This window comes from Prosthecobacter sp. (assembly GCF_029946185.1).
Classification (GTDB): domain Bacteria; phylum Verrucomicrobiota; class Verrucomicrobiia; order Verrucomicrobiales; family Verrucomicrobiaceae; genus Prosthecobacter.
The window spans coordinates 21,384-47,613 of the sequence record NZ_JAQSEA010000082.1; the positions used below are offsets into that span (position 1 = coordinate 21,384).

Annotated in this window: 27 protein-coding genes; 10 read left to right on the forward strand and 17 right to left on the reverse strand. The window is 60.2% G+C overall.

Annotated features, from left to right (window positions below; all coding sequences use genetic code 11):
- Positions 1-135: 135 nt before the first annotated feature.
- From PSV43_RS06350 to PSV43_RS06370, 5 genes are all read left to right on the forward strand, one after another.
- A complete protein-coding gene (locus PSV43_RS06350) occupies positions 136-1,539 on the forward strand; it encodes a hypothetical protein (RefSeq protein ID WP_300194700.1) in 1,404 nt (467 codons plus the stop codon).
- Between the two features lie 97 nt (positions 1,540-1,636).
- The gene (locus PSV43_RS06355; RefSeq protein WP_300194701.1) at positions 1,637-2,680 is read left to right on the forward strand and encodes a zinc-binding dehydrogenase; all 1,044 of its coding nucleotides are present in this window, start codon (positions 1,637-1,639) and stop codon (positions 2,678-2,680) included.
- Between the two features lie 13 nt (positions 2,681-2,693).
- Complete coding sequence (locus tag PSV43_RS06360) at positions 2,694-3,908, forward strand: hypothetical protein (RefSeq protein ID WP_300194702.1); 1,215 nt, start codon at positions 2,694-2,696, stop codon at positions 3,906-3,908.
- On the forward strand, positions 3,905-5,077 hold the full coding sequence (locus PSV43_RS06365) for a hypothetical protein (protein WP_300194703.1): 1,173 nt from the start codon (positions 3,905-3,907) through the stop codon (positions 5,075-5,077). The genes PSV43_RS06360 and PSV43_RS06365 overlap by 4 nt, the downstream gene beginning before the upstream one ends.
- 116 nt (positions 5,078-5,193) lie before the next feature.
- On the forward strand, positions 5,194-5,751 hold the full coding sequence (locus tag PSV43_RS06370) for a GNAT family N-acyltransferase (protein ID WP_300194704.1): 558 nt from the start codon (positions 5,194-5,196) through the stop codon (positions 5,749-5,751).
- A gap of 253 nt (positions 5,752-6,004) precedes the next feature.
- Here the strand turns inward: PSV43_RS06370 and PSV43_RS06375 are convergent, their stop codons facing one another.
- From PSV43_RS06375 to PSV43_RS06395, 5 genes are all read right to left on the reverse strand, one after another.
- The gene (locus tag PSV43_RS06375; protein WP_300194705.1) at positions 6,005-7,042 is read right to left on the reverse strand and encodes a Gfo/Idh/MocA family oxidoreductase; all 1,038 of its coding nucleotides are present in this window, start codon (positions 7,040-7,042) and stop codon (positions 6,005-6,007) included.
- Positions 7,043-7,437: 395 nt separating this feature from the next.
- Complete coding sequence (gene rplI / locus PSV43_RS06380; protein ID WP_300194706.1) at positions 7,438-7,926, reverse strand: 50S ribosomal protein L9; 489 nt, start codon at positions 7,924-7,926, stop codon at positions 7,438-7,440.
- A 98-nt stretch (positions 7,927-8,024) separates the two neighbouring features.
- Positions 8,025-8,267 carry a DUF4404 family protein gene (locus PSV43_RS06385; protein ID WP_300194707.1) on the reverse strand — a complete coding sequence of 81 codons (243 nt, stop codon included), beginning with the start codon at positions 8,265-8,267 and terminating at the stop codon, positions 8,025-8,027.
- Between the two features lie 65 nt (positions 8,268-8,332).
- Positions 8,333-8,899: an NUDIX hydrolase gene (locus PSV43_RS06390; protein WP_300194708.1), complete on the reverse strand. Its 567-nt coding sequence runs from the start codon at positions 8,897-8,899 to the stop codon at positions 8,333-8,335.
- A gap of 181 nt (positions 8,900-9,080) precedes the next feature.
- Complete coding sequence (locus tag PSV43_RS06395; protein ID WP_300194709.1) at positions 9,081-9,740, reverse strand: hypothetical protein; 660 nt, start codon at positions 9,738-9,740, stop codon at positions 9,081-9,083.
- A 254-nt stretch (positions 9,741-9,994) separates the two neighbouring features.
- Here PSV43_RS06395 and PSV43_RS06400 point away from each other — a divergent pair, with 254 nt between their 5' ends.
- A complete protein-coding gene (locus tag PSV43_RS06400) occupies positions 9,995-10,324 on the forward strand; it encodes a DUF5684 domain-containing protein (protein ID WP_300194710.1) in 330 nt (109 codons plus the stop codon).
- A 78-nt stretch (positions 10,325-10,402) separates the two neighbouring features.
- On the opposite strand, the gene PSV43_RS06405 is transcribed toward PSV43_RS06400, so the two are convergent.
- Positions 10,403-10,939, reverse strand: coding sequence for a chorismate mutase (locus PSV43_RS06405; protein WP_300194711.1), 537 nt, complete (start codon positions 10,937-10,939; stop codon positions 10,403-10,405).
- A 143-nt stretch (positions 10,940-11,082) separates the two neighbouring features.
- On the opposite strand from PSV43_RS06405, the gene mnmA reads away from it, so the two are divergent.
- On the forward strand, positions 11,083-12,183 hold the full coding sequence (gene mnmA, locus PSV43_RS06410; protein ID WP_345784652.1) for a tRNA 2-thiouridine(34) synthase MnmA: 1,101 nt from the start codon (positions 11,083-11,085) through the stop codon (positions 12,181-12,183).
- A gap of 429 nt (positions 12,184-12,612) precedes the next feature.
- On the forward strand, positions 12,613-14,220 hold the full coding sequence (gene serA, locus PSV43_RS06415) for a phosphoglycerate dehydrogenase (RefSeq protein ID WP_300194713.1): 1,608 nt from the start codon (positions 12,613-12,615) through the stop codon (positions 14,218-14,220).
- Between the two features lie 275 nt (positions 14,221-14,495).
- Here the strand turns inward: serA and PSV43_RS06420 are convergent, their stop codons facing one another.
- The 10 genes from PSV43_RS06420 to PSV43_RS06465 form a co-directional block, all read right to left on the reverse strand.
- Complete coding sequence (locus PSV43_RS06420) at positions 14,496-14,945, reverse strand: hypothetical protein (protein ID WP_300194714.1); 450 nt, start codon at positions 14,943-14,945, stop codon at positions 14,496-14,498.
- A 212-nt stretch (positions 14,946-15,157) separates the two neighbouring features.
- Entirely contained in the window at positions 15,158-15,664 is a 507-nt protein-coding gene (locus tag PSV43_RS06425) for an arsenate reductase ArsC (RefSeq protein ID WP_300194715.1), read from the reverse strand.
- Between the two features lie 423 nt (positions 15,665-16,087).
- Positions 16,088-16,819 carry an ABC transporter ATP-binding protein gene (locus PSV43_RS06430; RefSeq protein WP_300194716.1) on the reverse strand — a complete coding sequence of 244 codons (732 nt, stop codon included), beginning with the start codon at positions 16,817-16,819 and terminating at the stop codon, positions 16,088-16,090.
- On the reverse strand, positions 16,816-18,030 hold the full coding sequence (locus tag PSV43_RS06435; RefSeq protein ID WP_300194717.1) for an ABC transporter permease: 1,215 nt from the start codon (positions 18,028-18,030) through the stop codon (positions 16,816-16,818). Before PSV43_RS06435 ends, PSV43_RS06430 begins: the two co-directional genes overlap by 4 nt.
- A complete protein-coding gene (locus PSV43_RS06440) occupies positions 18,027-19,181 on the reverse strand; it encodes an efflux RND transporter periplasmic adaptor subunit (protein ID WP_300194718.1) in 1,155 nt (384 codons plus the stop codon). The genes PSV43_RS06435 and PSV43_RS06440 overlap by 4 nt, the downstream gene beginning before the upstream one ends.
- A gap of 222 nt (positions 19,182-19,403) precedes the next feature.
- The gene (arsA, locus tag PSV43_RS06445) at positions 19,404-21,236 is read right to left on the reverse strand and encodes an arsenical pump-driving ATPase (protein WP_300194719.1); all 1,833 of its coding nucleotides are present in this window, start codon (positions 21,234-21,236) and stop codon (positions 19,404-19,406) included.
- On the reverse strand, positions 21,233-21,562 hold the full coding sequence (gene arsD / locus PSV43_RS06450) for an arsenite efflux transporter metallochaperone ArsD (RefSeq protein WP_300194720.1): 330 nt from the start codon (positions 21,560-21,562) through the stop codon (positions 21,233-21,235). The genes arsA and arsD overlap by 4 nt, the downstream gene beginning before the upstream one ends.
- A gap of 47 nt (positions 21,563-21,609) precedes the next feature.
- Complete coding sequence (locus PSV43_RS06455; RefSeq protein ID WP_300194721.1) at positions 21,610-22,287, reverse strand: MIP family channel protein; 678 nt, start codon at positions 22,285-22,287, stop codon at positions 21,610-21,612.
- Between the two features lie 7 nt (positions 22,288-22,294).
- Positions 22,295-22,780 (reverse strand): DUF6428 family protein, encoded by a 486-nt coding sequence (locus PSV43_RS06460; RefSeq protein WP_300194722.1) that lies wholly within the window; start codon positions 22,778-22,780, stop codon positions 22,295-22,297.
- 15 nt (positions 22,781-22,795) lie between these two features.
- On the reverse strand, positions 22,796-23,107 hold the full coding sequence (locus PSV43_RS06465; protein ID WP_300194723.1) for a metalloregulator ArsR/SmtB family transcription factor: 312 nt from the start codon (positions 23,105-23,107) through the stop codon (positions 22,796-22,798).
- Between the two features lie 273 nt (positions 23,108-23,380).
- Between PSV43_RS06465 and PSV43_RS06470 the strand changes: the two genes are divergently transcribed.
- Complete coding sequence (locus PSV43_RS06470; protein ID WP_300194724.1) at positions 23,381-24,043, forward strand: YoaK family protein; 663 nt, start codon at positions 23,381-23,383, stop codon at positions 24,041-24,043.
- Between the two features lie 2 nt (positions 24,044-24,045).
- Here the strand turns inward: PSV43_RS06470 and PSV43_RS06475 are convergent, their stop codons facing one another.
- Positions 24,046-24,216, reverse strand: a complete 171-nt coding sequence (locus tag PSV43_RS06475; RefSeq protein ID WP_300194725.1) for a hypothetical protein — start codon at positions 24,214-24,216, stop codon at positions 24,046-24,048.
- A 703-nt stretch (positions 24,217-24,919) separates the two neighbouring features.
- Between PSV43_RS06475 and PSV43_RS06480 the strand changes: the two genes are divergently transcribed.
- Complete coding sequence (locus PSV43_RS06480) at positions 24,920-26,167, forward strand: hypothetical protein (protein ID WP_300194726.1); 1,248 nt, start codon at positions 24,920-24,922, stop codon at positions 26,165-26,167.
- Positions 26,168-26,230: the final 63 nt, after the last annotated feature.

Genomic DNA, 26,230 nt, shown 5'->3' on the forward strand with positions numbered 1-26,230 from the left:
TACAAAGCAAGAAACGAACGCATTTCCAGTGCGGATGTGGGAATGAGTTGATGGAAAGAAGGTGAGGTAGGACAGGGTGCATTTGTCGTGCAGCTCCCGTCTTGACCCCTTGCGCCATCTCCGCGAAAGGACCGTATGAGTCGATTGATCAACCTCCTGCGCGCACGCAGGGCTGTGAAGGAAGCCCATTTCATGAGCCGTGCGGACTTGCTGCAGCTGCAGGAGCGGCGCTGGCGGGCCATGGCGCGCTATGCGCTGGAGGTGAGCCCTTTTTACCGGCGGCACCTCGCGGGCATTGATGTGGAGCGCTGCCAGATCACGGACATCCCGCCGCTGACCAAGGAACTCCTGGTGGCGAACTGGGATGAAATCGTGCCAGACAAACGGCTGCACCGCGCTGCGCTGGAGGCCTTTCTCAACGAGCCGAAAAACTGGGGCACGCTGCTGCATGGTCGCTGGATGGTCAGCATGACCTCAGGCACCACCGGCGCGGCTTTGGCGATCCCGCAGGACATTGCGGCGGTGGACTGGGGCCACGCCTGCCAGAATCTGCGCAACTCCGCCTCTCCACACAGCGCCGCCCAGCCGCCACTGCCGGTGTTTCGGCGGCGTCTCAAGGTCCTCGTTTTTGTGACGGCGTCTTCACCTTCGGTCTCTGCGGCTTTGTATGCCACGCGCCCTTGGATTGGTGCGCTGTTCAGCAGCTACCATCGCATCAACATCACCGCGCCATGGAGCGAGATCCTGGCGGAGGTGCAGCGTATCCAGCCGGATGCGATGATGGGCTATGCCTCTCTGTTTGGGCGTCTGGCGCAGGCGCAGCTCAATGGCGAAGTGGACCTCCATCTGCCCAAAGACCGGGGCCACATCTGGGCTGGAGGAGATGCAGTGACGCCCGGCATCCGCGACCTGTGTCGCAGAGCCTTCGGCATTGAGCCCTTCAGCATGTATGGCTGCGGTGAAACCCTCGGCATCGCCCGGCAGTGGCGCGGCATGGAGCACCTGCACTGCCATGACGACATGGTGGTGTTTGAGGGGGTGGACGCCGCAGATCAGCCAGTGGAGGAGGACGTTCTGTCCGATCACGCGCTGGCCACGCCACTCATCAACAAGGCGGTGCCGCTGCTGCGCTACCGCCTCAATGACCGCGTGAAATTCGGGCCGGTGGATGCCGCATGGCCGTTCAAGCGCATCGAGCAGATCCATGGCCGCAGCAACATGGCCTACGTTTTCAAAACACCTGAGCGCCGTGTGTTCATCGGGGCGCATTTCATCTTCGCCATGGAGCATCAGCGGGAGGTGGCCACCTACCAGTTCCGGCAGACAGCGCCCGATGCCGTGGAGTGCGTCTTCATCCCGCAGCCCGGTGCCGATGAAGCCCGGCTGCTGTTTGAGCTGACGGCAGCCATGCGCCACTGCCTGGAGGAGGGCGGCTGCACCGGCGTGAAATGCACCGCCCGCATCGTCCCGCAGCTCAGCCCCGATGCACGCACCGGCAAGGTGGAGCAAAACGTGCCGCTGCCAGATGAGATGGCTTGAGAGGCATCTGGCGGGGTGGCCAGACCATCGTCAAAAGCGCAGCCCTTTCACTTCTTGATTGCGCACGCACGCGCCGCGTGGTCGGATGCACTTCTGAATGAAGTCCGTCATCGCCATCGCACCCGGAGAACTCGCCATCCTCGACACACCGCAGCCGAAACCGGGGCCCTACCAGGCGCTGGTGCGCACGGAATGCGCCTGCCTGTGCAACCGCACGGACTCCGAACTCCTCGGCGGCAGCTTTCCGGGCATGGAGGACAAGTTCCCCTTTGCCCTCGGGCATGAGAGCGTCGGTATCGTGATCGAAGTGGGAGACAAGGTGAAAAACTTCCAGGTGGGTGATCGCGCCGTCGGTGGGCTGGTGTTTGATCTGCAAAAGGAAGGCGTGGATTCCGGCTGGGGCGGCTTTGGTGAGTTCACCCTGGCGAATGACCATGAGGCCATGGTGGCGGACGGCGTGGCGGATGAGGCGCACGGCTGGGTGGAGGTCTTCGAGATCCAGACCCGCGTGGATGCGGACATCCCGCCTGAGGAAGCCGTGCTGCTCTGCACCTGGCGCGAGGTGCTGGGTGCGTTCCGTGATTTCCATCTGCAACCCGGTGACGATGTGCTCATCTACGGCGCAGGGCCGGTGGGCCTGAGTTTTGTGAAACTCGGCCGCCTCTTTGGCCTCGGCTGGATCGGCATCGTGGATCGCCATGTGGACAAGCAGGCCAAGGCGCTGGCCTTTGGCGCGGATGCAGCCTTTGCACCGGGAGACCTCGAGATTGGAGAACTCTCGAAGATTCGCGGCAAGAAGCTTGATGCCGTGATTGATGCTGTCGGCCACCCGGACATCGTTCAGCAGGGGCTGCCGCTGCTGCGCCGGGGCGGCTCACACTGCATCTACGGCGTGCTCACCCATGGCGTGCTGCACATCGACAAAGCGAAGGCGGACTTCAACTTCAACCTCTTCGTGCATCAGTGGCCCACACGCCGCTATGAAAAGGAATCACAGGCCGCCCTCTGCCAGTGGATCCGCGAAGGCAGGCTCACTTCCGCCGACTTCATCACGCATCGTTTTCAGCTGGATCAGATCACCGCCGCGTTCAAGGCCGTGGCAGAGCGCAAGGTCATCAAGGCGCTGCTGGAATACGCATGAGATCCTTCGCCCAATGAACCTGCAAAACTGGCTGCGGTGGTGGATGCGCATCATCCTGCCCTTGCTAGGCTGGCGCGTGCCGGTGGCGCTGCTGCGCGGTCCGGCGCGTGGCTCAGGCCGGGAGGTGGTGCTGCTGCACGCGGGCCCCGCTTCTGTATTCATCAAGGAGCGCTTTTTTGCGCAGGAGCCCGTGGTGGAGCGCTGCGTGCGGGTGCCTGTCTGGCGGCTGCAGCGGCTGCTGGATGAGTGGCGCAGCACCGCAGATCTGGTGGCGGTGGGGATCGACCGTGTTTCTGCACGCCTGTTCCTCAGGCCGCATGATTTCGAGGTGCCTATGTGGCTTTCAAGTCTGAGCCAGGTGCCGGAGGATTTGCAGGTTTTCACACGGAATCACAAAAGCGCCCAGGCAGACATCCGGCGCGTGCGCATTAAGAATTTCGAGTGCCACCTCAGCCGGGCAGCCGAGGATCTGGACTGCTTTTATGACCGCTTTTATGTGCCCTTCATTCCCGCACGACATGGTGAAAAAGTGGCTCTCGTCCCGCGCTGGCGCATGCGGCTGATGTTCCGGATGGGCATGCTGTACTGGATCACTCAGGCCGGTGAACGGCTCAGTGGCTGCCTCGTCATAGTGAAGGGGGGGCAGTTTCGCTTGGTGGTGAACGGGATGCTGGATGGACGGCTGGAGCTGCTGCAGCACGGCGCGCTCAGCGCCATCTATGTGCATTCTATCCTGGAAGCACGAAAGCTGGGCTGCAAGGAAATCGACATGGGCGGCAGCAAGCCCTGGCTGCAGGACGGAGTGTTTCGCTACAAGAACAAATGGGCCTCAGAGCTCCGCCTCCTTGATGGCGCAGTATCGTCAAACCGCTCCGTGCTGCTGAGCTGGAACCGCATGGCGGGGCCCGTGGCGGAGTTCTTCACCCACACCTCGCTCATTCACCATGATGGGGATGGCTTCTCAGCGCTGACCGCCTTTCCCCAAGAGCACCCGCTGACAGCAGAAACCCTGCAGCAGCACCATAACCAGATCAAGGCCAAGGGCCTGCGCTGTCTGACGATCCTGCTGCCCGGAGAGGTGCCGGCAGATTTTGTATGCCCCTCCGGAGTCCGCCTGATCTCCGGAGGCACAGTCAGCGACAGCGGACCTGAAAGGCTGAAACTTTGCGGCCACCCTGACACGCCAGCGGGGCCCATGCAGGATCCGACCCAGCCCAGGCAGTCATGATGGTGCTGCTGAAAAGTCTGCTGCGCTGGGGTGCGCGCCTGCTTTTGCCCTTCATCGGCTGGTGGGTGCCCGTGCAGAGGCTGCGCGGGGTGGCGCGTGCTTCAGGGCGGGAGGTAATCCTGCTCGCTGCGGGGCAGCCACGCTGGACGGACTTCATCATCCAGCAACTGTTTGCGGCAGAGCCTCGGGTGGAAAATTGTATACATGTACCAGTGTGGTCACTGCAAAAGCATCTGGACCGCGCACAGTCTGCCGCCGATCTGACGCTCGTGGGGATTGACCGTCTCTCCGCACAGCTATTTTTGGCGCAGGACTATCTCGCGGTGCCCCCCATGGTTTCCGCCTGGTTGACCGTGCCCGAGGAGGTACGGACCTACACCCGCGCACACAGCCGGACAGACTCGGAGTTCCGGCGGGTCAAACGCCAGGGCTACACCAGCGAGCTCTCCAAGTCCGCCGCTGACTATGAACTTTTTTACGACTCCTATTACAAGCCTTACATCCGCGACAGGCATAAGGCCAAGGCGCAGGTGGCGCCACGCTGGCTGCTGCGGTGGGTGTTTCGGCGCGGTGGCATCCAATGGGTGACGCAGAACGGCGAACATGTGGCGGGGGATCTGGTGATCAAGCAGAGCAGGGACTACATCCCTGTGGTGACCGGGCTGCGGGAGGGGCGGCAGGAGCTTCTGCGTGAGGGCGCTCTGGCCGCGCTCTACGTGCATTCGCTGGAAGAAGCCCGGCACCTCGGCTGCACTCGCATCCTCCTCGGTGGCAGCAAGCCCTCACTGCATGACGGCGTGCTGCGTTACAAGGCCAAATGGCTGGACGGCCTCACCGTGCATGATGGGCACCTTTCAGCCAATCATGTCCAGTTGCTGCGCTGGCCCCGGCTGGTCAGCCCCGTAGCGGAGTTCCTCAGCCAGACAGCGCTCATTCATCACGACCAAGACGGTTTTTCTGGGCTTTGGGCCTTTCCGAGCGATCTGCCTCTGACGGCTGAAAATCTGCAGCAGCAATACCATGCGCTGAAATTGAAGGGTCTGCACCGCTTTCGTATTTTGCTTCCCGGCGATGTGCCGCCGGGTTTCACCTGCCCGCCCGAAGTGCGCTTGATCAAGCTGGCAGCGGCGGAGCAGGTCGGGGCGGGAGAGATCAAGGACCTCGGCTGACCGCGTGGTTAAGACCGAAAGCCATTTCTCAAAGCTCCCAAATATTAATCTTTATTTAGGCCTGTTTAGCTAATATTTAGCCTACGGTAAATATAAGAAAACCAGTCTTCTAAGACATGATTCAAGAGATTTCATTCCACGAAAACCGCAACACCATCGCACAGATGCGGCGTGAGGTTTACACCACTGGTTTGATTCATGAGATCGATGAATTTGACGAAGCCGCGCATCATTTTGCGCTCTTCAATACTGCCCGTGAAATCACCGGCGTGATCCGCGTGCTGCGCAATGATGAGGTGCCTAAACTGGAGCTGCAAAGCGAATCCGACGCGCAGGATCTCGTGTATCCGAAGGACGGGCTCATCATCGAAGTGTCACGCGGCTGCGCCCGGAGAAGCCTCACAGGCATGCCGCTGATGAAGCTTGCCATGGCCATGCAGGACTACGCCAAACGGCAAAAGGCCGCTCATGTCGTCACCAAATCTGGCAAGCGCCTGCTGCCTCTGTACCAAACCATGGGCTTTCGCGTGTTTGGCAAACCTTTCTACTCAGATTGGTTCGACGACCGCAGGACCGGCATGATGAGCATCCCCATCATTTACGACTTCGTCAAACCCGCGCGCGCAGCCGCTGTCGTCGTGCCTCAGGAAGAGGAAGAAGTGCTGGTCTGGTGAAGCGTTGAACGCGTCTGCCCAGCGCTGGCTGTCCTCAGCCAGCCGCCGTCGACCTGTCCTTCGTAGCTCGACGCAGGAGAGCGAAGAAGGAAGCCCATGATCTGCGATCAAGAAACAGCCTGCTAAACGGAAATGAGTTTTGCGAACCGCCATACATGGCTCTGCGGCGGACTCTGCGGTCCGGAGACCACCCACAAAAAACCGCGTGGTGCCGGAGCGCCACGCGGTTGTGATTGAACTCTCTGTATCAGTCTCAGTCGAGATCAGCAATGCGCACCGGCTTGCCGCCTTGTTCGGCGCTTTTGTCGGAGGCGAAGATGACTTCAAAGCTGCGCAATGCTTCTGGGAAGCTGGTCAGCGGCATGTCCTTGCCTTCGTCCAGAGCATCGAAGAAGGCTTGGAACTGCGTCTCGTAGGGGTGGTCGCTCACGTCACCGGAGTCGAGCATCTTCATGGAGAGCTTGCTCCAGGCGTGCTTGTCGGTGTGCAGTTTCATGGAGTGAAATTTGTCATCCAGCAGGCTGCCCTGGCTGCCGCACAGGTGGGTGTGGAAGTAGTAGGGCTGCAGGCAGTCCACCACGGCGGCGGATTTGCCGACGGCACCGTTTTTGAAGTGAATCAGCGTGACGCTGGTGGTGTCGTACTCGTAGGGCTTGAAGATCTCGCTCTGCGTCTTGGTGGAGAAGCTGGTGACGCTTTCGATTTCGCCGCCCATGACCATGAGCAGGGCATCCAGTGCATGACAGCCGGCGGTGAGCAGGGCGCTGCCGCCGTCCTTCTTGCCGGTGTTCCAGCGGAACTGACCGTACCAAGGGCCGATGCCATGGTAGTAATCGACTTCGCCGTAATGGATGCTGCCCAGCAGACCTTCGTCGATGAGCGCCTTGGTCACCTGAAACTGGTTCGAGAAGCGGCACTCAAAGCACACGCAGCCCTTCACGCCATTGGCCTTGGCCGCAGCGACGATCTCGCGCACTTCCTGCAGCGAGTTGGCCATCGGCTTTTCGAGGATGATGTGCTTCTTCGCATTCGCCGCCTTGATGGCTTGGTCGCGGTGCTGGCTAGGGTAGCTGGAGATGTCCACCACATGGATGTCTGGATTCGCCAGCATCTCGTCGAGGTTTTGGTAGCTCTTGATGGGGGTGCTGTGCTTCGCGCTCAGTTCGGCGTCGTCCAATTTGCGGGAGGAGTAGATCGCGGTGACCTGCGCCTGCTTGCTTTTGTTGATGGCTTCGATGTGAGCGCTGGCGGCCCAGCCGTATCCGATGATTCCGACGTTGTATTTCTTCATGGTGATGAGGGCATGCTCCAAAAAGGAGGCATGATTGTCAATATCAATACCCGGTACGGAAGTGTCTCTTTCGAGTCTTTTTAGGCAAGGGAAAGTACTAGCGAGCTTCAGCTCGTTCTGGACAGCGCTCTCTTCGCTGTTCAGAACGCCCGAGTGCTCTCAGCGAAAAAACAACACGCCGGCGCAAATCTCTGCGTCATCGTGCCTATGCGGTTCGAAATGGCTTGGAGAGCCTGAGACATGAGAGAGACACTCACCCTGCATTACTTGGAGCAGCAGAGACATTCGCAAGGCTTTCCGGAATGAGCTGAAGCTCATGAGTACTTTCTTGAACACAACAACAAAGCCGCGTTGTTCACGCGGCTTTGCAGAATGGTTAAGCTAGGAGAGAGCGCTTATTCAGCGTCGTCTTCAGCAGGAGCGGCTTCGCCAGCGGCGGAGACGTTCAGCTTGACGGTGGCGGTGATTTCGTGGCCAAGCTTGACGACGATTTCGAAGTTGCCGGTGCTCTTGATCGGCTTTTCCAGCACGATCATGTGACGATCCACTTCGATCTTGGACTCTTCGGAAAGAGCCTTGGCGATGTCGATGGTGGTGATGGAGCCGAAGGCCTTGCCGCCCTGACCGGTGGAAAGGGTGAGCTTGAGCTTCACCTTCTTCAGCTTGGAGGCAATCTTTTCAGCTTCGCCGACTTCCTTGGCTTCACGCTCTGCACGCACGGCCTTGAGGCGTTCGGTGTAGCGCAGGTTGCCCTTGGTGGCTTCATAAGCCTTGCCCTGGGGAAGCAGGAAATTGCGCGCAAAACCGCGCTTCACGCTGACGACGTCAGCTTCGGCTCCGAGGCCTTTGATTTGTTCTTTGAGAATAACTTGTGTGTTTGGCATGGCGACATTCCCTCGGGGAAAAAGGGGCGCGAAACTACACGCCTCCTAAGTTCTGTCAAAGACGGATTCTGGGTTCTTTTGAAAGTGTGGGTTCCATTTCAGATTCCCATGTTCGCCAGCGTCGTCGCGAGCCGGTTCATAAATACCGTCGCTTCTGGGTGCGCCGCCTCGAGTTCTCCGACCGAAGACTGCCACAGTCCTTGCGCCTGCCCAGGCTCTGCCGTGGGGGCTTCAGCCTCGGTTTGTGCCAGCAGGTCAAGCAGCTTGGTTTTCGCGGCTTCTGGCAGATCGTCCGCGTCTGCCACCAGTGTCTTGAGTTGTTCCAGTTGCTCTGTGTTCATGGGTTCCCACTCTGTCACTGGCCGCTTGTCACGACAAGAGTTTTGATGCCACAACGTCAGGCGATTTATGCGGTCAATCCACCCCGTCCTGCCACTGCCAGCAGCGCCAAAACGCTGACGCTGTCGCGGATGCGCCCATCGCGGGCCATTTGAATGGCTTCGCTGAGGGGCAGGCGCAGGACTTCGAGTTCTTCGGTGTCCTCCGGCTGCGCCGCAGTGTGCGTGAGACCCGTGGCGATAAAGATGTCGCAGACTTCGTTGCTGGTGGAATTGGAAAGCTGAATGCCGGAGAGCAGGGACACGATGGTCGCGGCGACGATACCGGTCTCCTCCTTCAACTCGCGCCGGGCCGCTTCTACCGTGGATTCACCGGCAGGACAGCCGCCTTCGGGGATTTCCCACTCATAGCGCCCATGGCAGTAGCGCCATTGGCCCACCAGCCAGGTGTAGCCTTCGGCATCCACAGGGATCACGCCGACCGCGATGTTCTTGTACTCCACCACGCCGTAAATGCCGGCTCCGCCCGTGGGTTTGATCACCTGATCCTCCCGCACCCGGATCCATGGATTGGCATAGGTCTCGCGGGAGGAAACGGTCTGCCAGGGGTTGGGGTGCTGGGGGAGTGTGGGCATTGGGGAGGGGGGGGAGCAACGTCAAGAGGTCAAGAGGTCAAGCAATGGTCAAGGCGTTCCACCAAAGCAAAATCCTACTCGTCCTCGATCAAGCCGCCACGCACCCCTTGACCACCCCTTGACCACCCCTTGACCACCCCTTGACCACCCCTTGACCTCTGCCTTAACCTCCGTCCAAAAATCACTTCACCGTCGAAAGCACCACTCCATCCGCCTCCACCTGATACTTCACGATCGCCTTCAGCACCGGCCCCAGCTTTGCATCGTTTTGATAGGGACCTAGGTAGCCGTACATCGCCATGCCTTTGACCATTTCTTCCGGCACCGTCTTGCCCGGCACGCGCACGGCGCTGACTTTGGCATCGGGCCCCAGTTCAGTCGGCACCAAGGTGAAGTCCACTTCGCCGACGAGGTAGCGCTTGGTGTCCTCCCAGAACTTGGCCGTGTTCATGGGCAGGCTGGCCTTGGTGACGATTGTCTGATGGGTCGCATCGAGAGATGTCACCCGCAGCATGTCCTTGTAGCTGCCATTGCCGCCATCCGGGGCGAGGAGGAGCAGGGCATTGAGATCCGCCACACTGAGCTTCAGCGTAGCTGGTTTGCCCTCGGTCGCTGCGGCGGCAAAGTCGGTGAGCCTCTTCTCCAGCTCAGGCACAGCCGTTACGGGAGGGAGAGTGGCGGGGGCCGTCTGCGTGATGGCCGCGATGGCCGCATCCATCGTGGTCAGCGTGTAGTAGCTCCACCAGAGGATGAAGCTGAAGACTCCGATCACGGCGGCCATGATGATGCAGCCGTAGCCGGAGTGGAACTCGCCTGTGGGGACTTTTTCGATCTTTGACATCCCTCATCTGAATGCGGCGCTGGCAAAGATCAAGCCGGTGTTCGTCCGGTGACAATGAACATCGCATCCACAGAAGTCTTGCCAAAAGGCAGGCTTTTTGCTGACATAAGATCAAATCAATCCCGAAAATTCCTTCCGGGATGATCCATCGCATACTACCACACCCTACAAATATGTTCACCCATCTGCTTCCTATGCTTCAACAAGCCAGCGAGGTTTCGTTTCAAACCTCGACAGATGCCCAAATCGGAATCGTGCCAACGATCATCGGCCTCGCGGCTCTGGTCTTCCTCATCGTTTCAGTTTGGAAGGTTTATACGAAGGCTGGAGAACCCGGCTGGGCCTGCATAGTGCCAATCTACAATGTGATCGTTTACCTCAAAATATCGGGCAAACCACTCTGGTGGATCATCTTGTTTTTCATTCCTTTTGTTAACATCATCATCGCCCTGCTGGTTTCCATCGGTCTGGCGAAAAACTTCGGCAAAGGCGGTGGATTTGGCGTCGGCATCTTTCTGCTCGGCTTCATTTTCATGCCCATCCTCGCCTTCGGCGATGCCAGGTTTGTGGGTCAGAAGAGCTAATTAAGCCTGTTTGTTGCTAAGGTGCGCGTGCGAGAGATCGCCGCGCACCTTTTTCATGGCTGCACGGGCCTGCTCAAGCTACTGCACACCCGCTTTCAACCCTTCCAGAGCTGGTCGCATCACAGCCTCCGAATACCCCGCACGCGCCAGGCGCTCGCGGGCCGCTGTTAGAATCGCCGCGGACTCACCCGCAGTGCGCGGTTGCGCGAGCCTCGCGATCATCTGCCGCCCGATTTCATCCAGGGCCGGGCGCACCGTCTGAGTGAGATCAGGCACTGACTTGGAGGCGGGCGTCCCCGGCGGGTGCTGCTGCAGCCACTCCTCCTGCACCCCTTTGGCCGCTTGCATCTGGCCATTGAAAAAGCGCCGCACGTTCTCTGCTTTCAATCCGGCCGCGACTCCCCGCTGCGTCATGGTGCGCAGCAGTTCCGCCTCGCGCACCGGGTCGAAAATGGGCAGGGCTTTGGCCTGCTTCGCCTCCGCAACGTCATCCATCCATTTCAGCCGTAGCACCATCAGCACCGGCAGGGACTTGGGCGAGCTCTTGTTCAAGGCACAACTGGACAGCAGCGATGCCAGCACCCACGTCACGAGGGAAAGAGAGACAGATTTCATCCGCCCAGATTAAGCGCTTCGTCACAAAGCCGTCCACAGCTTTAGCTCGTTCTGGCTTCTGGTGCTTGAGGAGTTTTCCAGAACGAGTTAAAGCTCAGCAGTACTCTCCGATCTTGAATCCAACTCCCCCATTAAAAATCCTCATGGCCATGTCCGGTGGCGTGGACAGCAGCGTGGCTGCGGCCGAACTCGTGCGCGCAGGGCATGACGTGTCCGGCGTGTACATGAAGAACTGGATCAACGAGGAGAACATCATCGGCCACTGCCCGTGGGAGGAGGACATCACGGATGCCGAAGCCGTGGCCAAGCAGCTAGGCATCCCGTTCCGTGTGGTCAATCTTATGACCGAATACCGAGAGAAGGTCGTGAAGTACCTGATCGAAGGCTACCAGGCCGGCATCACGCCGAACCCGGATGTGATGTGCAATCGCGAGATGAAGTTCGGCGTCCTCTGGGACTGGGCGCAGGAGCACGGCTTTGAGGCCATCGCCACCGGTCACTACGCACGGAAGCTAGATGCTGGATCCAGCATCCAGAATCTAGAAACCAGCATCCAGCATCCAGCCTCTATCCTGCGCGGCGCGGACCCGAACAAGGACCAGACCTACTTCCTGGCCATGATGCAGCCGCATCAGGTGCGTATCGCTCAGTTTCCCATCGGCCACCTGCTCAAGCCGGAGTTGCGAGATCGCGCCCGCGAGTTCGGCCTTAAAACAGCGGAAAAAAAGGACAGCCAGGGCATCTGCTTCATCGGGCAGGTGAAGATGGAGGATTTTCTGCGCACCTTCGTGGCGGACAAGCCTGGCCCCATCGTGAACTTAGGAGGGAAGGTGCTCGGTGAGCATCGCGGCCTGCACCTTTACACCCTCGGCCAGCGCAAGGGCCACGGCGTGGCCAGCCCGATTCACAAGCAGGCGTACGTCGTTGTGGCCAAGCGCCCTGCGACCAACGAACTCGTCGTCGCCATCGAGAATTCTGACACCCCGCTGCTTTGGGCGCGCAAAGCCACGCTGCACTCCATTTCCAGCACCGGCACTCCTTTGCAGGATGAGCGCCTGCTGCAGGCCCAGCCCCGCTACCGCTGCCCGGCGGGCAATGCGATCTTCCGCCCGCTCGGAGACGGCCGGGCAGAACTCGAATACTCGGAGCCGCAGCGCGCCCTCACACCGGGACAAATCTGCGCCTTGTACGACGGCGACCGCCTCCTAGGTGGCGCGGTGTTTGAAACCATCCAGCACGAGTAGCCGCGTCAGTAAAGCAGCCATTCTCGCTCCGCCAGATGAGCCCAGCGCTTCGGCAACAACCAGGGCAGAGGAGGCACCCCTTAAGTAACTAATTAACAATGATTAGAAATCACTTATCACTTAATATTCATGCAAGCCTATTTGAGTCAGCTTGTCTCTCCTAGGCACTCACATCCACCTTTCCACGCCCGCCAAGGCGCGCGGAATTCATTCCGCAGCACGCCGCAAATACCCCTGCCTCCGCTTCCACCTTTTCACCCCTTGTTCCTCCTGCCGCGGCTCTTCAAGCACCGTGCACACCTGCTCCACACGGGCGTCCAATAAGGATCGGTATGAACTCTCAGTCTGTGTTCTGTCTAGAACGCATTGCTCCTTGAGCGGTGGATAAAGGAGGCTACTCTGCGCGCCCTCTTTCCCCCCAACCCACCCATGTCCAAGTTCAACATCCTCATCGCCGGCAACAACGACCCCATTTCGAGCAAAGGCATCGACCTGCTCAAAGCGGAGCCGTCTTTCTCTGTCGAGGTGAACATGAATCTCAAGGCCGAGGACGACATGATTGAGGCCTCCCGCAACGCCCACGCCATCATCGTCCGCAGCGGAGCCAAAGTCACCGCCAAGGTGCTCGATGCAGCCCCCCACCTCAAAGTCATCGGCCGTGCCGGTGTCGGCGTGGACAACATCGACGTCCCCGTCGCCTCCAAGCGCGGCGTCGTGGTCATGAACACCCCGGGCGGCAATACCATTTCCACCGCAGAGCAGGCCTTCACCCTCATGATGGCCCTCTCCCGCAAGACCCCCCAGGCCCACGCCACCATCGTGGGCGGCAAATGGGACCGCGCGAAGTTCAAAGGCACCGAAGTGTTTGAAAAGACCCTCGTCGTCCTCGGCATGGGCCGTATCGGCGCGGAGTTCGCCAAGCGCGCCAAGGCCTTCGGCATGAACGTCGTCGCCTACGACCCCTATCTCTCCAAGAACCGCGCCGAAAGCCTCGGCGTCACCCTGTGTGAAGACCTCGACGCCGCCATCGTGCAGGCTGACTACATCACCATGCACATGCCGCTGACGCCTGACACGAAGCACATGCTCAATGCCAAGCGCCTCGCCACGCTCAAGAAAACTTGCCGCATCATCAACTGCGCCCGTGGCGGCCTCATCGACGACGCCGCACTCGCCCAGGCCCTCATCGACGGCACCATCGCCGGAGCGGCACTCGACGTCTTCGAAGTCGAGCCCCCACCCGCCGACTACCCCCTCCTCAGCGCCCCGAACACCGTCTTCACCCCGCATCTTGGTGCCTCCACCGAAGAAGCCCAGGAAAACGTCGGCATCGAAATCGCCGAAGTCATCAAGGCCCACCTTCTCCAGGGCACCGTGGTCAATGCCGTGAACATGCCGAACGTCGATCCCAAGGTGCTCGCCGAAATCGGCCCCTTCCTCAAATTCGGCGAACTCCTCGGCCGTCTCGTCTCGCAGTTTGCTCCTGCTCGCGCCAACGTCGTCCGTATCAATTACAGCGGCAAAGTCGGCGGCAGCGACACCTCGCTCATCTCCCGTGCCGTGCTCAAAGGATTTCTTGAGCGCGCCGTCGGAGCCGAACAAGTCAACTACATCAACGCCAACGGCGTCGCTGAAAACCTCGGCCTGCGCTTCACCGAGAGCCGCCTGACCGAAGCCAGCGAATTCACCGACCTCATCGAAGTCATCGCCAAGAACGACGACGAAACCGCCAGCATCTCCGGCACCTTCTTTGGCAATGAGCCCCGCATCGTCAAGATCAACAGCCACCGCGTCGAAGCCCGCCCTGAAGGCACGCTGCTCCTCATCGAGAACATCGACCGCCCCGGCATGATCGCCTCATACAGCGCCATCCTGGGTGCCAATCAGGTCAACATCGCCGACATGAGCCTCAGCCGCGACAAGGAGTCCGGCAAAGCCCTCACCCTGCTTACCCTCGACTCAACACCCGGTGCTGAAGTCATCGCCGAGTTGGAGAAGATCCAGGGCATCAGCAAGGTCCACTGCGTCGCCGTCTAAGCGCGCCGGCGAATCCTACTCGTCCCTCGATGCAGCAGCGCCGCGCCGCATCGAGGTATGATGGGCCATGCCCCACCTCGGAACTGCTTTCCAAAAGACGCTCCGCATCGCCGCATCCCCTAGGGATTGCGGTCGCTCAGTGAGGGCAGGGGACGCAGCTTACCACTTCCGACAGCCTCGGATGCCCACGCATGCTAGGAAATACCAGAAGGCGGCAAGCCGCTCATCTCACGCCGCCCCAAGCAGGAAGCTCTAGCTCCCCGAGCAAATCAGCCTCACTTTTTGGCTCCCTGGCCCTGCTCCACCTGCGGCACCCCAGACTGACCTGGCAGAACCTGCGGCCCCGAAAGTTGGGGAGGAGTCGGCAGCACCTTTCCATCCGGCCCACGATCCAGCACAAAACCACTGAAGTCCGCAGGTAACGGCAGCAATTGCCCATCCGTTGTCAGCACACGCCCTTCGGGCACCAGTTGGGCATTCACCCGCGTCATACGGCCGTTGCGAATCAAATACGCTTGATCGCGAATGGTAAAGAGTCCCTCTTTCACCGTCGGGCTGACATCCTCCACGAAGTCGGTCGGCAGTTGCAACAGCCGCCCCTCAGGTGTCAGCACCTGGCCCTCAGGTACCAGAATGGCATTCACCAAAGCGGCCCGCTTATGACGAATGAGATAGGTTTGGTCGCGATAGAACACAATGCCGTCAGGCACAATGTTCGTGTCCATGATAGTCGGAGTGACCTCCTTGGCAGGAGGGCTGGCAGTCTGCGCTGAGACAGCGCAGCACCCGGCCAAAGTTGCCGCAAGAAGGAGGAAGGGGAGGGGTTTCATCACCATCAATTCTAAAAAGAGCCCGCGACCTCCGCCATGGGGTTTCCACCCCATGGAGCCTCCTCTTCAAGAAAAGGGAGACCGCGCACCGCCTCCACCGCTGCCATTCACTTCTTCCGACTCTCATCCACATGCCCGTCGCTATAGGCCTGCGCCGCCAACGCAGCCACACTCTCGGCCAGCACTGCCTGGTTCTGCCGGCCTGTGGCGTAGGATTCGAACACCGCACGGATCTCATCGCGCACACGGCGGAAGACCTGCATCTGCTCCTCCTCCGTGCCCGTGGCGTGCGCAGGATCATCAAAGCCCCAGTGGTGCCGGTTCACTTGGCCGGGAAACATCGGGCAGGCCTGGTCCGCATTGCCACACACCGTGATCACCGTTTCGATGTCCTGATTGAGGAACTCGCTGAGGTGCTTCGAATGATGCGCCGAGATGTCGATGCCGATCTCCGCCATGGCTTTGATGCCGAGCGGATGGACGTAACCGGCGGGTTTGGAGCCGGCGCTGGCGACGATGTAGTCAGCGCCCAGAGCGCGGCGGAGAATGCCTTCGGCAAGATGGGAGCGGCAGGAGTTGCCGGTGCAGAGAATGAGGATGGTAGGTTTGTTCATGGGAGGGAGTTGTGGGGGAAAGAGGGTCATGTGTTTGCTGTCTTCACGATGGGCAGTCCGGCGAACTGCCAGGAGTGAAAGCCGCGATGCAGGTGATAGATGGACTGGAATCCGAGCGCTCGAAGCACTTCCACCGCCTTGCGCCGCCTGAATGCTCCTGCGCAATGGACCCGCACGGGCCTGGCCCTGCCCACCTCACCGAGACGTTCGCGAAAGGCATCATGGCCAAATGAGATGTTGGTCGCACGTCAAGCACGTGCAGGTCGATTTTCGTTTGAAGCAGTTCCATGACTGCACGAGGCCGCACATTGGCACGGAGCTTCGCCGGCTCTGACGTCAACAGCCGCCGGTTCCAGAGTCCTTCAAACCAGAACCACGCGAGGCTGATGGCGGCGGTTGTGAGCAGAACTGGCAGAATCATGTTCATCGCGCTGAAGTGACAGTGGCGGGATTTTCGCGGACCTGGATCGCGCCATCTTCCACGTCGAGGATGCGGTCGAAGATGTCGAGTGTGCGGAGGTCGTGGGTGACGACAAGGACACCGGCGTGGCGTTCGTGGGCGACTTTGGCGAAGAGTTCCATGACCTGGCGTCCGAGCTTGCTGTCGAGCGCCGCAGTGGGTTCGTCGGCGAGGATGAGGCTGGGATTGTTGGCGAGCGCGCGGGCGATGGCGACGCGCTGCTGCTCGCCGCCGGAAAGGGCGTCCGGGAGGTTGTTCGCGCGTGGACTGACGCCGAGATAGTCGAGAAGTTCGAGCGCGCGCTTGCGGGCCTCGCGCGGCGCGATGTCGTTGACCTCCAACGCGATCTGGACGTTTTCCAGCGCGGTGAGAAACGGGATGAGATTTGGCTTTTGAAAGACGAAGCCGAGATGCCGGCGGCGGAAGGCGCGGGCATCCACGAGGGCGCGCGGGCCGTCCATTACGGGCTTGCCGCTGATGGTGATCTGCCCGGCTGTGGGTGGATTGATCAGCGCCATGGCGGTGAGGATGGTGGACTTGCCGGAGCCGCTGGGGCCGAGCATGCCGACGATCTCACCGCGGGCGATTTGCAGCGTCGCATCGCGGATGGCAACCACCTCGGTGTGTCCACGGCCATAGACTTTGCGCAAGTGGCTGACCTCAATGGCAGGAGGCGTTTCGGAGTTGGCACTCATACGGCAAGCACGGTATTGGGTTCCACGTGCAACGCTTTCCAGATACCCAGCAGACTGGCGAGCGTGGAGATGACGACGACGATGACGCCTAGCGAAACGAGGTCTTCATTTGCGATGAGCACGAGGCGGGGGAAGTGCGGAAAGAGATACTGGCCAATCCACCAAGCGATGCCGAAGCCGCACGCACCCATGAGCAGCGCCTGCTGGAGGATGAGCCCGCCGATGACGGTGTTGCGTGCGCCGATGAGTTTGAGCAGGGCGATGTCGCGGATTTTGTCGAGCGTGAGGGTGTAGATGATGAGCGCGATGATGATGGTAGAGATGATGATGAGCAGGGTGCGAAAGAGACCGAGCTGGCGGCGTGCCTTATCCACCATGCCGGCGAGCAGCAGATCCTTTTGCTCCTGCGTGGAATAGACGGTGATGTCAGGCCAGGTGCTGAGGACCCTGCGCACGGCGGCTGCATCTGCACCGGGCTGGAGACTGACGAGCACGGCGCTGACCTGCGGCGTGGCGAGCGCGGGAATGCCCCGGTTCAAACCAGCGGCGCGGTCTAGCAGCAGAGGTTGCAGACGACCGAGATCGATGGCTTCTACACGAGCGCGGCGTGCGGCGCGTTCCAGACGCATCGCTTCACCGGGCACGTCGAACTGGATCGCCATGGCGTCGCTGATGGTAAAGAAGGCGAGGCCATCACCGCTGGAACCGACGAGGCCGCGCGTCTGGCCGACGATTTCATACACATCTTTGCCAAGTCTTATTTTCTCGCCTAGCGGCAGGTGCAGCGATTGGTCGGCGATCATTTCATAATGCGCCTGCCGCAGTGGCCGGCCAGCTACCAGCGGCACCCACTCGCCTTTGTCATCAGGCCAGGCGAGCCCTTGCACGACCATGCGCAGGAGCTTCCCCTGATGCTCGCGCTGAATGGTATGGGAGACGAAGCGGCGCGCACGTGCGACGCCCGGCACGGCCAGCACGCGATCCTCAAGATTTGCCGGAAGGCGTGAGATTTCCGCGAACGGTCCGCGCGTGCTGCCCTGCACCACCCAAAGGTCCGCGCCGACGCTATCAACGAGCAGCGTGGCCTCGTAAATGAGGCCGCGATAGATGCCGCCCATGCCCATGACGATCATGAGCAACAGCCCAACACCGAGCGTGGTGAAGGCGAAGCGGCCCGCATTGTGGCGGACATCTCTGACGGCGAGGTTCATGGCAGGGCAATGCGCTGTCCTTCCGCCAGCGGAGTTTTTTGCCGCTCAGGCGCATGGATCACGGTGACTCCGGCGTCGAGGCCTTGTGTCACGGCGACCTGTCCGCTGCCGGTCAACCCGAGCGTGATCTCCTGCCAGTGCGCGCAGTCGTTTTGGTTCACGAAAACACCCGCGCGGTCTTGTTTGCGCGCGAGGAATGCGGACGGCAGCAGCACGACATCGCCCTGGCGTCCCGTTTCAATGAAGACTTCGGCGCGCTGGCCGATGGTCCAGTTCTTCGGCATCTCGGTGACGCGCACATCGACGAGGAACTCGCGCGTCTCGCGGTCGGTCTCCCGCCCGAGTCGTGACACGGTGCCGGGATAGCTCCGGCCCGGTTCAGAGCGGAAAACGATGCGCGCCGGCTGGCCGGTGGCGAGCGCAGGCATTGCCGTCTCATCCACCCACGCGCTGACCCAGATTTCCCCGAGTGAGATGATCTGCATGAGCGATGCGCCCGGCACGAGCACTTCACCAGGATCACGATCACGGCGGATGATGAGTCCATCGTAGGGGCTGTGCACCTCGGTGAAGGCGAGCTGCTCCTGGCGGAAAAGAAGGTTCTTCTCCGCCATCAGCACCTGCGCCTGTGCTTCGGCGATGGTGGCGTTGGAGCGCTTCAAATCGGCCTCGGCCACATGCAAGGCTTCACCGGCCTTGTCTGCGTCCGATTGAGAGACCGCGCTGGTGGCAAGCAATGCGGCCAGTCGTTTCTCATCCCGCCGCGCCTGCGTCAGCACTGCCTCCGAACGGGCCAGATCCGCGCCTACACGTTCGGCGGTTTGCTTGGCAGCAGCCAGCGTTGCCTCGGCGATGGCGCACTGCTGTTTCGACTCCGCGTCGTCGAGGCGGGCGAGCAGCTGATCTTTCTTGACCATGTCGCCCTGATCCGCGAGCACCTCCAGCAAACGCTCTTGAATGCGCGCGCTTATCGTCGTCTTCACCCGCGCCTCCAACGTGCCCGTGCCCATGACCTCGGCGATGATCTCACCTTTGGCCACTTGATGCGCTATCACATTTACAGCGGCCAGTTTGATTTTATAAAAAGCCAGTCCGGCAGCAGCGGCCAGCACGAGCCAGGTGAGAATTTGACGATTCGACGGACGTTTCATGGCTGCGATGAGATGGGGTTGATTTCGGCTGCTTTCTCGTGGGCTGGTCGGTTAGCCAACGCACATGAGAGAGCGGTCTCGAGCGCCAGATGATGCATGGCCGAAGGTGCGCTCAGTGTGATTTTGAATGAGATCAAACGCAATGGGCCACCAGCTTCTGCCGGCCAGGAATGGTGTCACGGGCGATGCCATGCCAGAGGGCGAACTGGGTGGAGGCGGTGGTCATACTCGTGAGAGTATAGGTTTGGAGGAGGGCGTGAGATTTGAGGCGGCGAGTCGTGCCAAGGCCACGGGGCCCACGGGTTCCTCCGGCTGCCATGGCAGCCAGACGGTGCGGTGGGCCTGCTGAGCGACGACTTCCGTGAGGTAGCGGTGCTCGGCCTGTTCACGGCGCTGCAGCAGGGGATCGCAGGAGCCGCTGTGCAGCAGGCTTTGATTGATGACCCAGGCAAAGGGCTCGATCCGCGCGCGGCGCAGGTCCGCCTGCAAAGCGGCGGCTTCATGAACGGGGGTGGCCTCGGGCAGGGTGACGAGGAGGATGCGGGTGAAGGCGGGATCACGCAGGTGTTCGAGCAGGCGCAGGACTTCCTCCGGCTGGGTGCTGCGCGCCTGGCGCTCGAGCTCGCGCTGATAGGCCTCGCTTGCGTCCAGCAGGAGCAGCGTGTGCCCGGTGGGGGCGGTGTCCAGCACGACGAAGCGTCGGGTCCCTTGCCCCACTTCACGGGCAAAGGCGCGGAAGACGGCGATCTCTTCCGTGCAGGGAGAGAGCAGGTCTTCTTCCAGCAGCGAGCGCCCTGCTTCATCCATGTGTGCGCCTTGAGCCGCCAGCACCTCCTGCGTGTAGGCGGCGGTTTCAGCGGCGGGGTCGATCTTGCTGAGGGTCAGCCCTGGCACCTGTCCCGCCAAGGTCTGGGCCACATGGGCAGCGGGATCTGTGGTGCTGAGATGCACCGCATGCCCGCGCTGCGCGAGCATGACGGCGATGGCGGCGGCGACGGTGGTCTTGCCCACGCCGCCTTTGCCCATGGTCATGATGACGCCGTGGCCCTGCTGCTCGATGTCTGTGACGAGATCGGCGAGGCTCTGCATGGGCGGAGGTGTCCAGTCGGATTCGGGTGCAACGACGGTGCTGGATGCGGCAGCAGGGGCGGAGGCGTCGCCACTGAGCAGTACACGCAATCCGCCGACGCCAAGAATATTGATGGGGCGCAGCGGGACGATGAAGCTGGGCATGCTGGCGATGAATGCGGCCGAGGCGGTCAAGGCCGCGATGCCGCGCTGCTGCAGCGCCTGGGCGGTGACGTCCGCCGCGCAGGCGGTGGCAAAGCTGCCATTGATCACGAGGCATTGATTCCCCACGCCGATGGCGCGCAGTTCATTGGAGGTGCGCTCGGCTTCGCGCAGCGCTGCATGCTGCGGGCGGCTGACGAGCACGAGCGTCGTCGCGGATGCATCTGCCAGAGTACTGACAGTGGCGGCATAAATTTCGCGCTGCTTTTCGAGACCCGCGAGCGGGCCGAGGCAGGAGGTGCCGCTGGTGCTGGAGTCGAGGAACTGGTCCCAGGCCTTCGCCAGACTCATGAGCCGCAGGGTGTGGCCGGTGGGCGCGGTGTCAAAGATGACGTGGTCGTACTCCCGTGCCGCGTCAGGATTACCGATGAAGGCGGAGAATTCGTCAAATGCGGCGATCTCCACGGTGCAGGAGCCGGAGAGCTGCTCCTCCATGCTGCGCAGCGCCGCCGCAGGAAGCAGGCCGCGCATGGGGCCGATGAGGCGCTCGCGGTAGGCGGCGGCGGCATCGACGGGATTGATGTTGAGCGCCGAGAGGCGCGGCACGCCGGGAATGGGCGTGGGGTGATTGGTGAGCCGGGTGTCGAGCACCTCATCGAGATTGGAGGCGGGATCCGTGCTCACGAGGAGGACGCGCTTGCCTGCCTCTGCGAGGAGGAGCGCGGTGGCGCAGGAGAGCGAGGTCTTGCCCACGCCGCCTTTGCCGGTGAAAAAGAGGAAGCGGGTGGATGTGGCGGCAGAGGGCTGGTAGAGCGGCAGGTTCATACAGCGGCCCCCTCTTCGCCGAGTGCGGCGATGAACCATGCGGGGCGCTCCGCCTTCGTGGGGTAGCGGCCCTGGAGATGCAGCTCGCCATCCCAGAAGATGAGCGGCAGGGCCTCGGTGCCGTCTTTTTCCAGGCTCGCTTTCACGGCTGGATTTTCGGCGAAGGCCATGGGCTGCTGCCCGAGATTGAAGCGTTCGATTTTCACCTGATGCTGACTCAACTGCGAGAGCATGGCGGCGAAGTTCACGAGATCGGGATCAATGTCGGTGCCGCAGATGCCGGTGGAGCAGCACATGGGCGGATCATAAACTTGGATGCTTTTCATGGTGTGGTGTATTGTGGTGATACGTTGGTGATACGCTGGTTCAATGATCAAACTGAGCCCGGGGCGCACCGGCCGCCGCAGCAGCCGGCATCTCGCACGCCCATGCAGAGCGGCACGGCTATGAGCGCACCGAGCACCGTTGCGACGAGATACACCCACAGATGCTCCAGATGCCCGGAGACGAGCGCTGGGGCGAGGGAGCGCGCAGGATTCATCGATGCGCCGCTGGCGGGTCCGGCAAACATCGCCTCCAGGGCCACGACGCCACCGATGGTGAGGCCTGCGGTGATGCCTTTTTCCTTGGCACCGGTGGACACGCTCAAAATCGTCAGCATCAGAATGGCGGTCAGCACCACTTCCAGTACAAAGCTCTGCATCTCCGACCCTGCCGGCAGCGTGGCGCCGAGTGTCGCATCCTCTGGATAAAGCACGCGCAGCAGCAGGCTGGCCGCCAGAGCACCCGCGATCTGCGCCCCGAGATAGCCCGGCACATCACGCCACGCAAAGCGCCGTGCCACCGCAAAGGCCAGCGTGACAGCGGGATTGAGATGCGCCCCGCTCACATCACCAAAGGTATAAATCATCGCCAGCACCACGAGCCCGAAGGTCAGGGCGATGCCCGCATGGCCGATGGCCCCGTGGCTCGCTGCATTGATGACGATGGCACCCGTGCCTGCAAAGACGAGGGTGAAGGTTCCGAGGGATTCAGCGAGCAGCTTTTTCATGGAAGGATCAGCAGCATTTGGAACCCGGGGTGCAGCAGGAGGAAGCGACGGCTGCAGCCTGTGCCGCAGGGGCACATTCACCGGGCAGGCAGATGCCGCGTGCGAGGCAGTCCGTGTGCTTCAGGCCAAGGTGAAACGCGAGCGCGCCATCGATGATCTCTGCGTTTTCCACGGGAAACTGCGCCACCACGCCGTCTTCATACTCGATCTCAACGGGCAGATCGTGATGAGGCAGCACATCGCCGGCCATGCTGAAGATGGTGGCCAGTTTGCCGGCGACCAGGCGGTGATCCACATCATCATGCACCCACGTTTGCAGCAGGCAGGTTTCCAGCGTGCGCCGCGTGCCGCCGCAGTCGATGAAGCGCTTCATCACATGGCCCACTTCGGTGATGTGGTAGTGGGCAGGGATGAGGCCGCCATCTGGCAGGACAAAGAGCAGGGGCTTGTCCGCATTCGCGTTGAGGTGGGAGAGGAGTTCGGTGATGTTCATGTGGTGGGGAAGGGGTTAGCAGCAGGGTTTGGTAGCGGCTTTTTTCGGTGCCAGTTGGTCGAGGCAGCGGAGGAAGTCCCCGAGGCAGTCGCAGGCGAGGCGGTAGTAGATGTTGAGGCCGCGCTTGTCCGAGACGAGCACGCCGGCCTGACGCATGAGGCTGAGGTGCTTGGAGACGGTGGACATGTCTGCGCCGACGAGGTCTTTGAGATCGCACACGCACATTTCGCCCTCCATCAGGGCCTCGGCGATGAGGAGGCGTGACGGGTGCGCGAGCGCCTTGATGACGGTGGCGCGTTTGCTGGATACTGTCTTGCTTGCGGGCATCGGTCTATTTAGTTATTTGGCAAAATAGCCAAATAGATGCGGCTCCGCAAGTTCTTTTTCAAGGACCTGGCCGCAGGACCGGCGCATGCAATGCATGGAGCTCGAAGCAACCCCTCTCAAAGAGCGGAAGCCCGCGAATCACGGGACCGCCGAAAGCCACAGCTCCCGCCGCCGCACTTTACCGCCTCGGAAACACGCGCTATGAGCAGACAAAGCGAGGAATTTTCACCGCACGGCTGGCGCAGGTGGTGTAAAGCACCCATTCGCAATGGCATGATTAACAAACTGGAGAGATGGGCATGGGTAGGCGGGTCGCTGCTGGCGGCAAACGCCGGCATGGTCAATGCCGTGGGGTTGAAAAGCTACGCCCATCAGGCCGTCACCCACGTCACAGGCAGCACCTCCCTGTTCAGCCTGGCCCTCGCGCACCATGACCTCGCGGCCCTGTCAGATCTCGGCATGGTGTTGCTCTCCTTTGTGGCCGGTGCTGCGCTCAGCGGCTTCATCGTGCAGAAAGATGCCCTCAAACTGGGCCGCCGTTATGGCGTGGCACTCTTGATTGAAAGCCTGCTGCTCATGGTTGCCGCGTTCCTGATGCATTCAAACAACGGCCTCGCCAGCTACTTTGCTTCCGCCGCCTGCGGCCTGCAAAACGCGATGGCCAGCACCTACAGCGGTGCCGTGCTGCGCACCACGCACGTCTCCGGCATGTTCACTGATCTGGGGGCCGCCCTCGGCCACTGGCTGCGCGGGCTGAGCATCGATGGGAAACGCGTCAGTCTCTACCTCGCGCTCGTGGGCTCCTTCATGTTCGGCGGCGTGCTGGGCACGCTGCTGTTCGACGTTTTTTCCTACAACACCCTCTACATCCCCGCCGCACTGACAGGCGGCGCTGCCGCTGGCTACGCGCTCTACGCTCACCTGCGCCGCAAGTGAACTCAGTGCATCGTCTGCGTGACCGCCTGCGCCGGGACGATCCAAAACACCTGCTCAGACTCTTCACCTCCCGCCTGCGCCATCACGAGTTTGATCAGCGTCGGCTTCCCATTGGGTTGCTCCTCTTTCCAAAACGGGGCCCACTGCTGGGTGCGGGCTGATGTACCGTCCATTCACACTGCGTCAGCTCTTCAAACAGCACCACACTGGCATGCTGGCAGCTCAGCATCAATCGCAGCCCACCACCGGGCTGTCCCTGGGTAAACAAAGCCACATGACAGTCGAGCGTCTCATCAAACGGGATCCAGCAGGGTGATAGCAGCTGCTCTTGATGCATGACGGTGCAAGGCTTTCATCAGCGCAAGTGCGGCGGATACACCCAGGTTTCAGCGCTCGCGTGCTGTGTATGCGGCCTTCTTGTGGCAGGCGAGTTTGAGGGTGCGTTTGGGTGGTGGTGGTGGTGGATCTACAACGGGCTGGCCGAAAAGGGGAAAAAAGGAAAAAAGGACGGATTCCGGAGGGTGGGGGAGGGCGGGCGCCCGCAGGGATTGGAGCGGATTTTTGTGAAGATTTCGTTGTTGGGAGGGGGAGGTTGGAACCACAGATTTCACGAGCAACACGGATGGAAGGAATGAGTCCAGGCTCTGTGAAACCTCCACGATTCGGCGATGTCTGGTGCTCTCAAACAGCTGATTGCGATGTTCCTCTACTCTGTCAGTAGCGGTGGGAAGTGTACGATAGTGACGCTGGCGGTGAGGAATTGATGTGAGCAGGAGACTTGCAAAAAGTCAGCTCATAATGTATTTCGAACCAATCGCATCTTAGGTAAACAAGTATTAAAAATTAGGTTATATAATATAGAAACAGGACCCAATTATGGACTTTGAACTTAAACACCTTGGTCAGACGCTCGCCATAGGCGGGTTTGCTATTTACGCGATTTTGTACTTACTTCGCATTTGCAGAGAAAGATGGGTACCACAATTTTTTTGCACTCAAGACGACGAGAACTCCAGGCCCAAGGGGCTAAACAAACGTTCCAACAACAAATTTGAAACCACGGCCATCTATCTATCCATGGTGCTGGCAGCGGGGATTGTGGTGGAGGATATTTCCAAGAACATCGTCTCTTGGCGAGACGACCCCCTGACCTCAGTCTTAAAGGATAAAATAGGTAAAAATATAAAAGAGTGGCTCAATGACTGGGTTTTGGACAAGGACAGCGAATTGAGATTTCGAAGTCTATTTTCAGTTTCCAATGATCCAGTTGACCCTTTGCAGCGCGCCGACATCATCAAAAGAGATTTCCTTCGCTTCAGACCCCGGGGAATTTTTTGGGAAATGACGGAATTGATACACGAATCTCCTCACTCAATAGGTGCACGAAGGGCAAAGGCCGTGCTCAGTTTGATGCAGGATATAAATGGTGGTCCTATTTATGTTCCCGGTATGGATGAGTATTCGGAACTTCCGTTATATATAGAATCTGCGGCTGAGCGCAAAAAAGAGGCGAGCCGTGAAGAACGAGATTACTTTGTGAGAAATGAACCGACTGATGAAAAAAAAGTTGAGCAGAGAGTGGCCGACAACACACGTTTGGAAGAGAAGCCTGTTTCTGAAATTCAAAAATTCAGATCGGCGGTAAATGAGATGTACTACAATGCCAAGAATAGTGTGTACACTCAAAACAACTACTACAACGAGCTTTCTGAGATCAAAGACAGAACGGACTTTTCGAGATCACTCACGCTTCTCTGCTTTGTTTTTTTCGTCCTTTATGGTCTGTTTGTTGTGATGTCGTTCAACAAAAAATTGAGGCGGTTGCTCGACGTTGATCCCAAGGAAAAAAAGTCCTTGGTAGCCCTGACCACAATTTACTTTCTTGGGATTTGGGTGGTGGGAACTGCTTACACAAGTGAGTCTGGCCATCATGACAGGCGAGTCTTTGGCTACTATATTGCGATGGTGCTCGACCAGGAACGGACGAAAACGAATTCGGAAGCGGGTTCTTTGAAGAAGTCGCCAGAAGTTCCAGCCGACGGAAATAAGACTGAGACATCTCCAGACAAGTCTAGGGCAACAGCTGGCAAGCCAGAGACGTCACCGCCTTCCTCTGGTCGGTAGTGCCGGAGTGAAGATGTTGTAAGCCCTCCTCCCATCCCATGAGGAGTGGGCGCTCTTTGGGCC

Excerpts from the sequence above, each read along its gene's own strand:
- serA (WP_300194713.1), top strand. The coding sequence starts at position 12,613 with ATGTCCAAGTTCAACATCCTCATCGCCGGCAACAACGACCCCATTTCG.
- PSV43_RS06355 (WP_300194701.1), top strand. The coding sequence starts at position 1,637 with ATGAAGTCCGTCATCGCCATCGCACCCGGAGAACTCGCCATCCTCGAC.
- PSV43_RS06385 (WP_300194707.1), bottom strand. The coding sequence starts at position 8,267 with ATGAACACAGAGCAACTGGAACAACTCAAGACACTGGTGGCAGACGCG.
- PSV43_RS06405 (WP_300194711.1), bottom strand. The coding sequence starts at position 10,939 with ATGAAATCTGTCTCTCTTTCCCTCGTGACGTGGGTGCTGGCATCGCTG.
- PSV43_RS06470 (WP_300194724.1), top strand. The coding sequence starts at position 23,381 with ATGATTAACAAACTGGAGAGATGGGCATGGGTAGGCGGGTCGCTGCTG.
- PSV43_RS06375 (WP_300194705.1), bottom strand. The coding sequence starts at position 7,042 with ATGAAGAAATACAACGTCGGAATCATCGGATACGGCTGGGCCGCCAGC.
- PSV43_RS06435 (WP_300194717.1), bottom strand. The coding sequence starts at position 18,030 with ATGAACCTCGCCGTCAGAGATGTCCGCCACAATGCGGGCCGCTTCGCC.
- PSV43_RS06370 (WP_300194704.1), top strand. The coding sequence starts at position 5,194 with ATGATTCAAGAGATTTCATTCCACGAAAACCGCAACACCATCGCACAG.
- PSV43_RS06395 (WP_300194709.1), bottom strand. The coding sequence starts at position 9,740 with ATGTCAAAGATCGAAAAAGTCCCCACAGGCGAGTTCCACTCCGGCTAC.
- PSV43_RS06460 (WP_300194722.1), bottom strand. The coding sequence starts at position 22,780 with ATGAACATCACCGAACTCCTCTCCCACCTCAACGCGAATGCGGACAAG.
- PSV43_RS06440 (WP_300194718.1), bottom strand. The coding sequence starts at position 19,181 with ATGAAACGTCCGTCGAATCGTCAAATTCTCACCTGGCTCGTGCTGGCC.
- PSV43_RS06425 (WP_300194715.1), bottom strand. The coding sequence starts at position 15,664 with ATGAACAAACCTACCATCCTCATTCTCTGCACCGGCAACTCCTGCCGC.
- rplI (WP_300194706.1), bottom strand. The coding sequence starts at position 7,926 with ATGCCAAACACACAAGTTATTCTCAAAGAACAAATCAAAGGCCTCGGA.
- arsA (WP_300194719.1), bottom strand. The coding sequence starts at position 21,236 with ATGAACCTGCCGCTCTACCAGCCCTCTGCCGCCACATCCACCCGCTTC.
- PSV43_RS06475 (WP_300194725.1), bottom strand. The coding sequence starts at position 24,216 with ATGGACGGTACATCAGCCCGCACCCAGCAGTGGGCCCCGTTTTGGAAA.
- arsD (WP_300194720.1), bottom strand. The coding sequence starts at position 21,562 with ATGAAAAGCATCCAAGTTTATGATCCGCCCATGTGCTGCTCCACCGGC.
- mnmA (WP_345784652.1), top strand. The coding sequence starts at position 11,083 with ATGGCCATGTCCGGTGGCGTGGACAGCAGCGTGGCTGCGGCCGAACTC.
- PSV43_RS06365 (WP_300194703.1), top strand. The coding sequence starts at position 3,905 with ATGATGGTGCTGCTGAAAAGTCTGCTGCGCTGGGGTGCGCGCCTGCTT.
- PSV43_RS06455 (WP_300194721.1), bottom strand. The coding sequence starts at position 22,287 with ATGAAAAAGCTGCTCGCTGAATCCCTCGGAACCTTCACCCTCGTCTTT.
- PSV43_RS06360 (WP_300194702.1), top strand. The coding sequence starts at position 2,694 with ATGAACCTGCAAAACTGGCTGCGGTGGTGGATGCGCATCATCCTGCCC.
- PSV43_RS06465 (WP_300194723.1), bottom strand. The coding sequence starts at position 23,107 with ATGCCCGCAAGCAAGACAGTATCCAGCAAACGCGCCACCGTCATCAAG.
- PSV43_RS06480 (WP_300194726.1), top strand. The coding sequence starts at position 24,920 with ATGGACTTTGAACTTAAACACCTTGGTCAGACGCTCGCCATAGGCGGG.
- PSV43_RS06350 (WP_300194700.1), top strand. The coding sequence starts at position 136 with ATGAGTCGATTGATCAACCTCCTGCGCGCACGCAGGGCTGTGAAGGAA.
- PSV43_RS06390 (WP_300194708.1), bottom strand. The coding sequence starts at position 8,899 with ATGCCCACACTCCCCCAGCACCCCAACCCCTGGCAGACCGTTTCCTCC.
- PSV43_RS06420 (WP_300194714.1), bottom strand. The coding sequence starts at position 14,945 with ATGGACACGAACATTGTGCCTGACGGCATTGTGTTCTATCGCGACCAA.
- PSV43_RS06430 (WP_300194716.1), bottom strand. The coding sequence starts at position 16,819 with ATGAGTGCCAACTCCGAAACGCCTCCTGCCATTGAGGTCAGCCACTTG.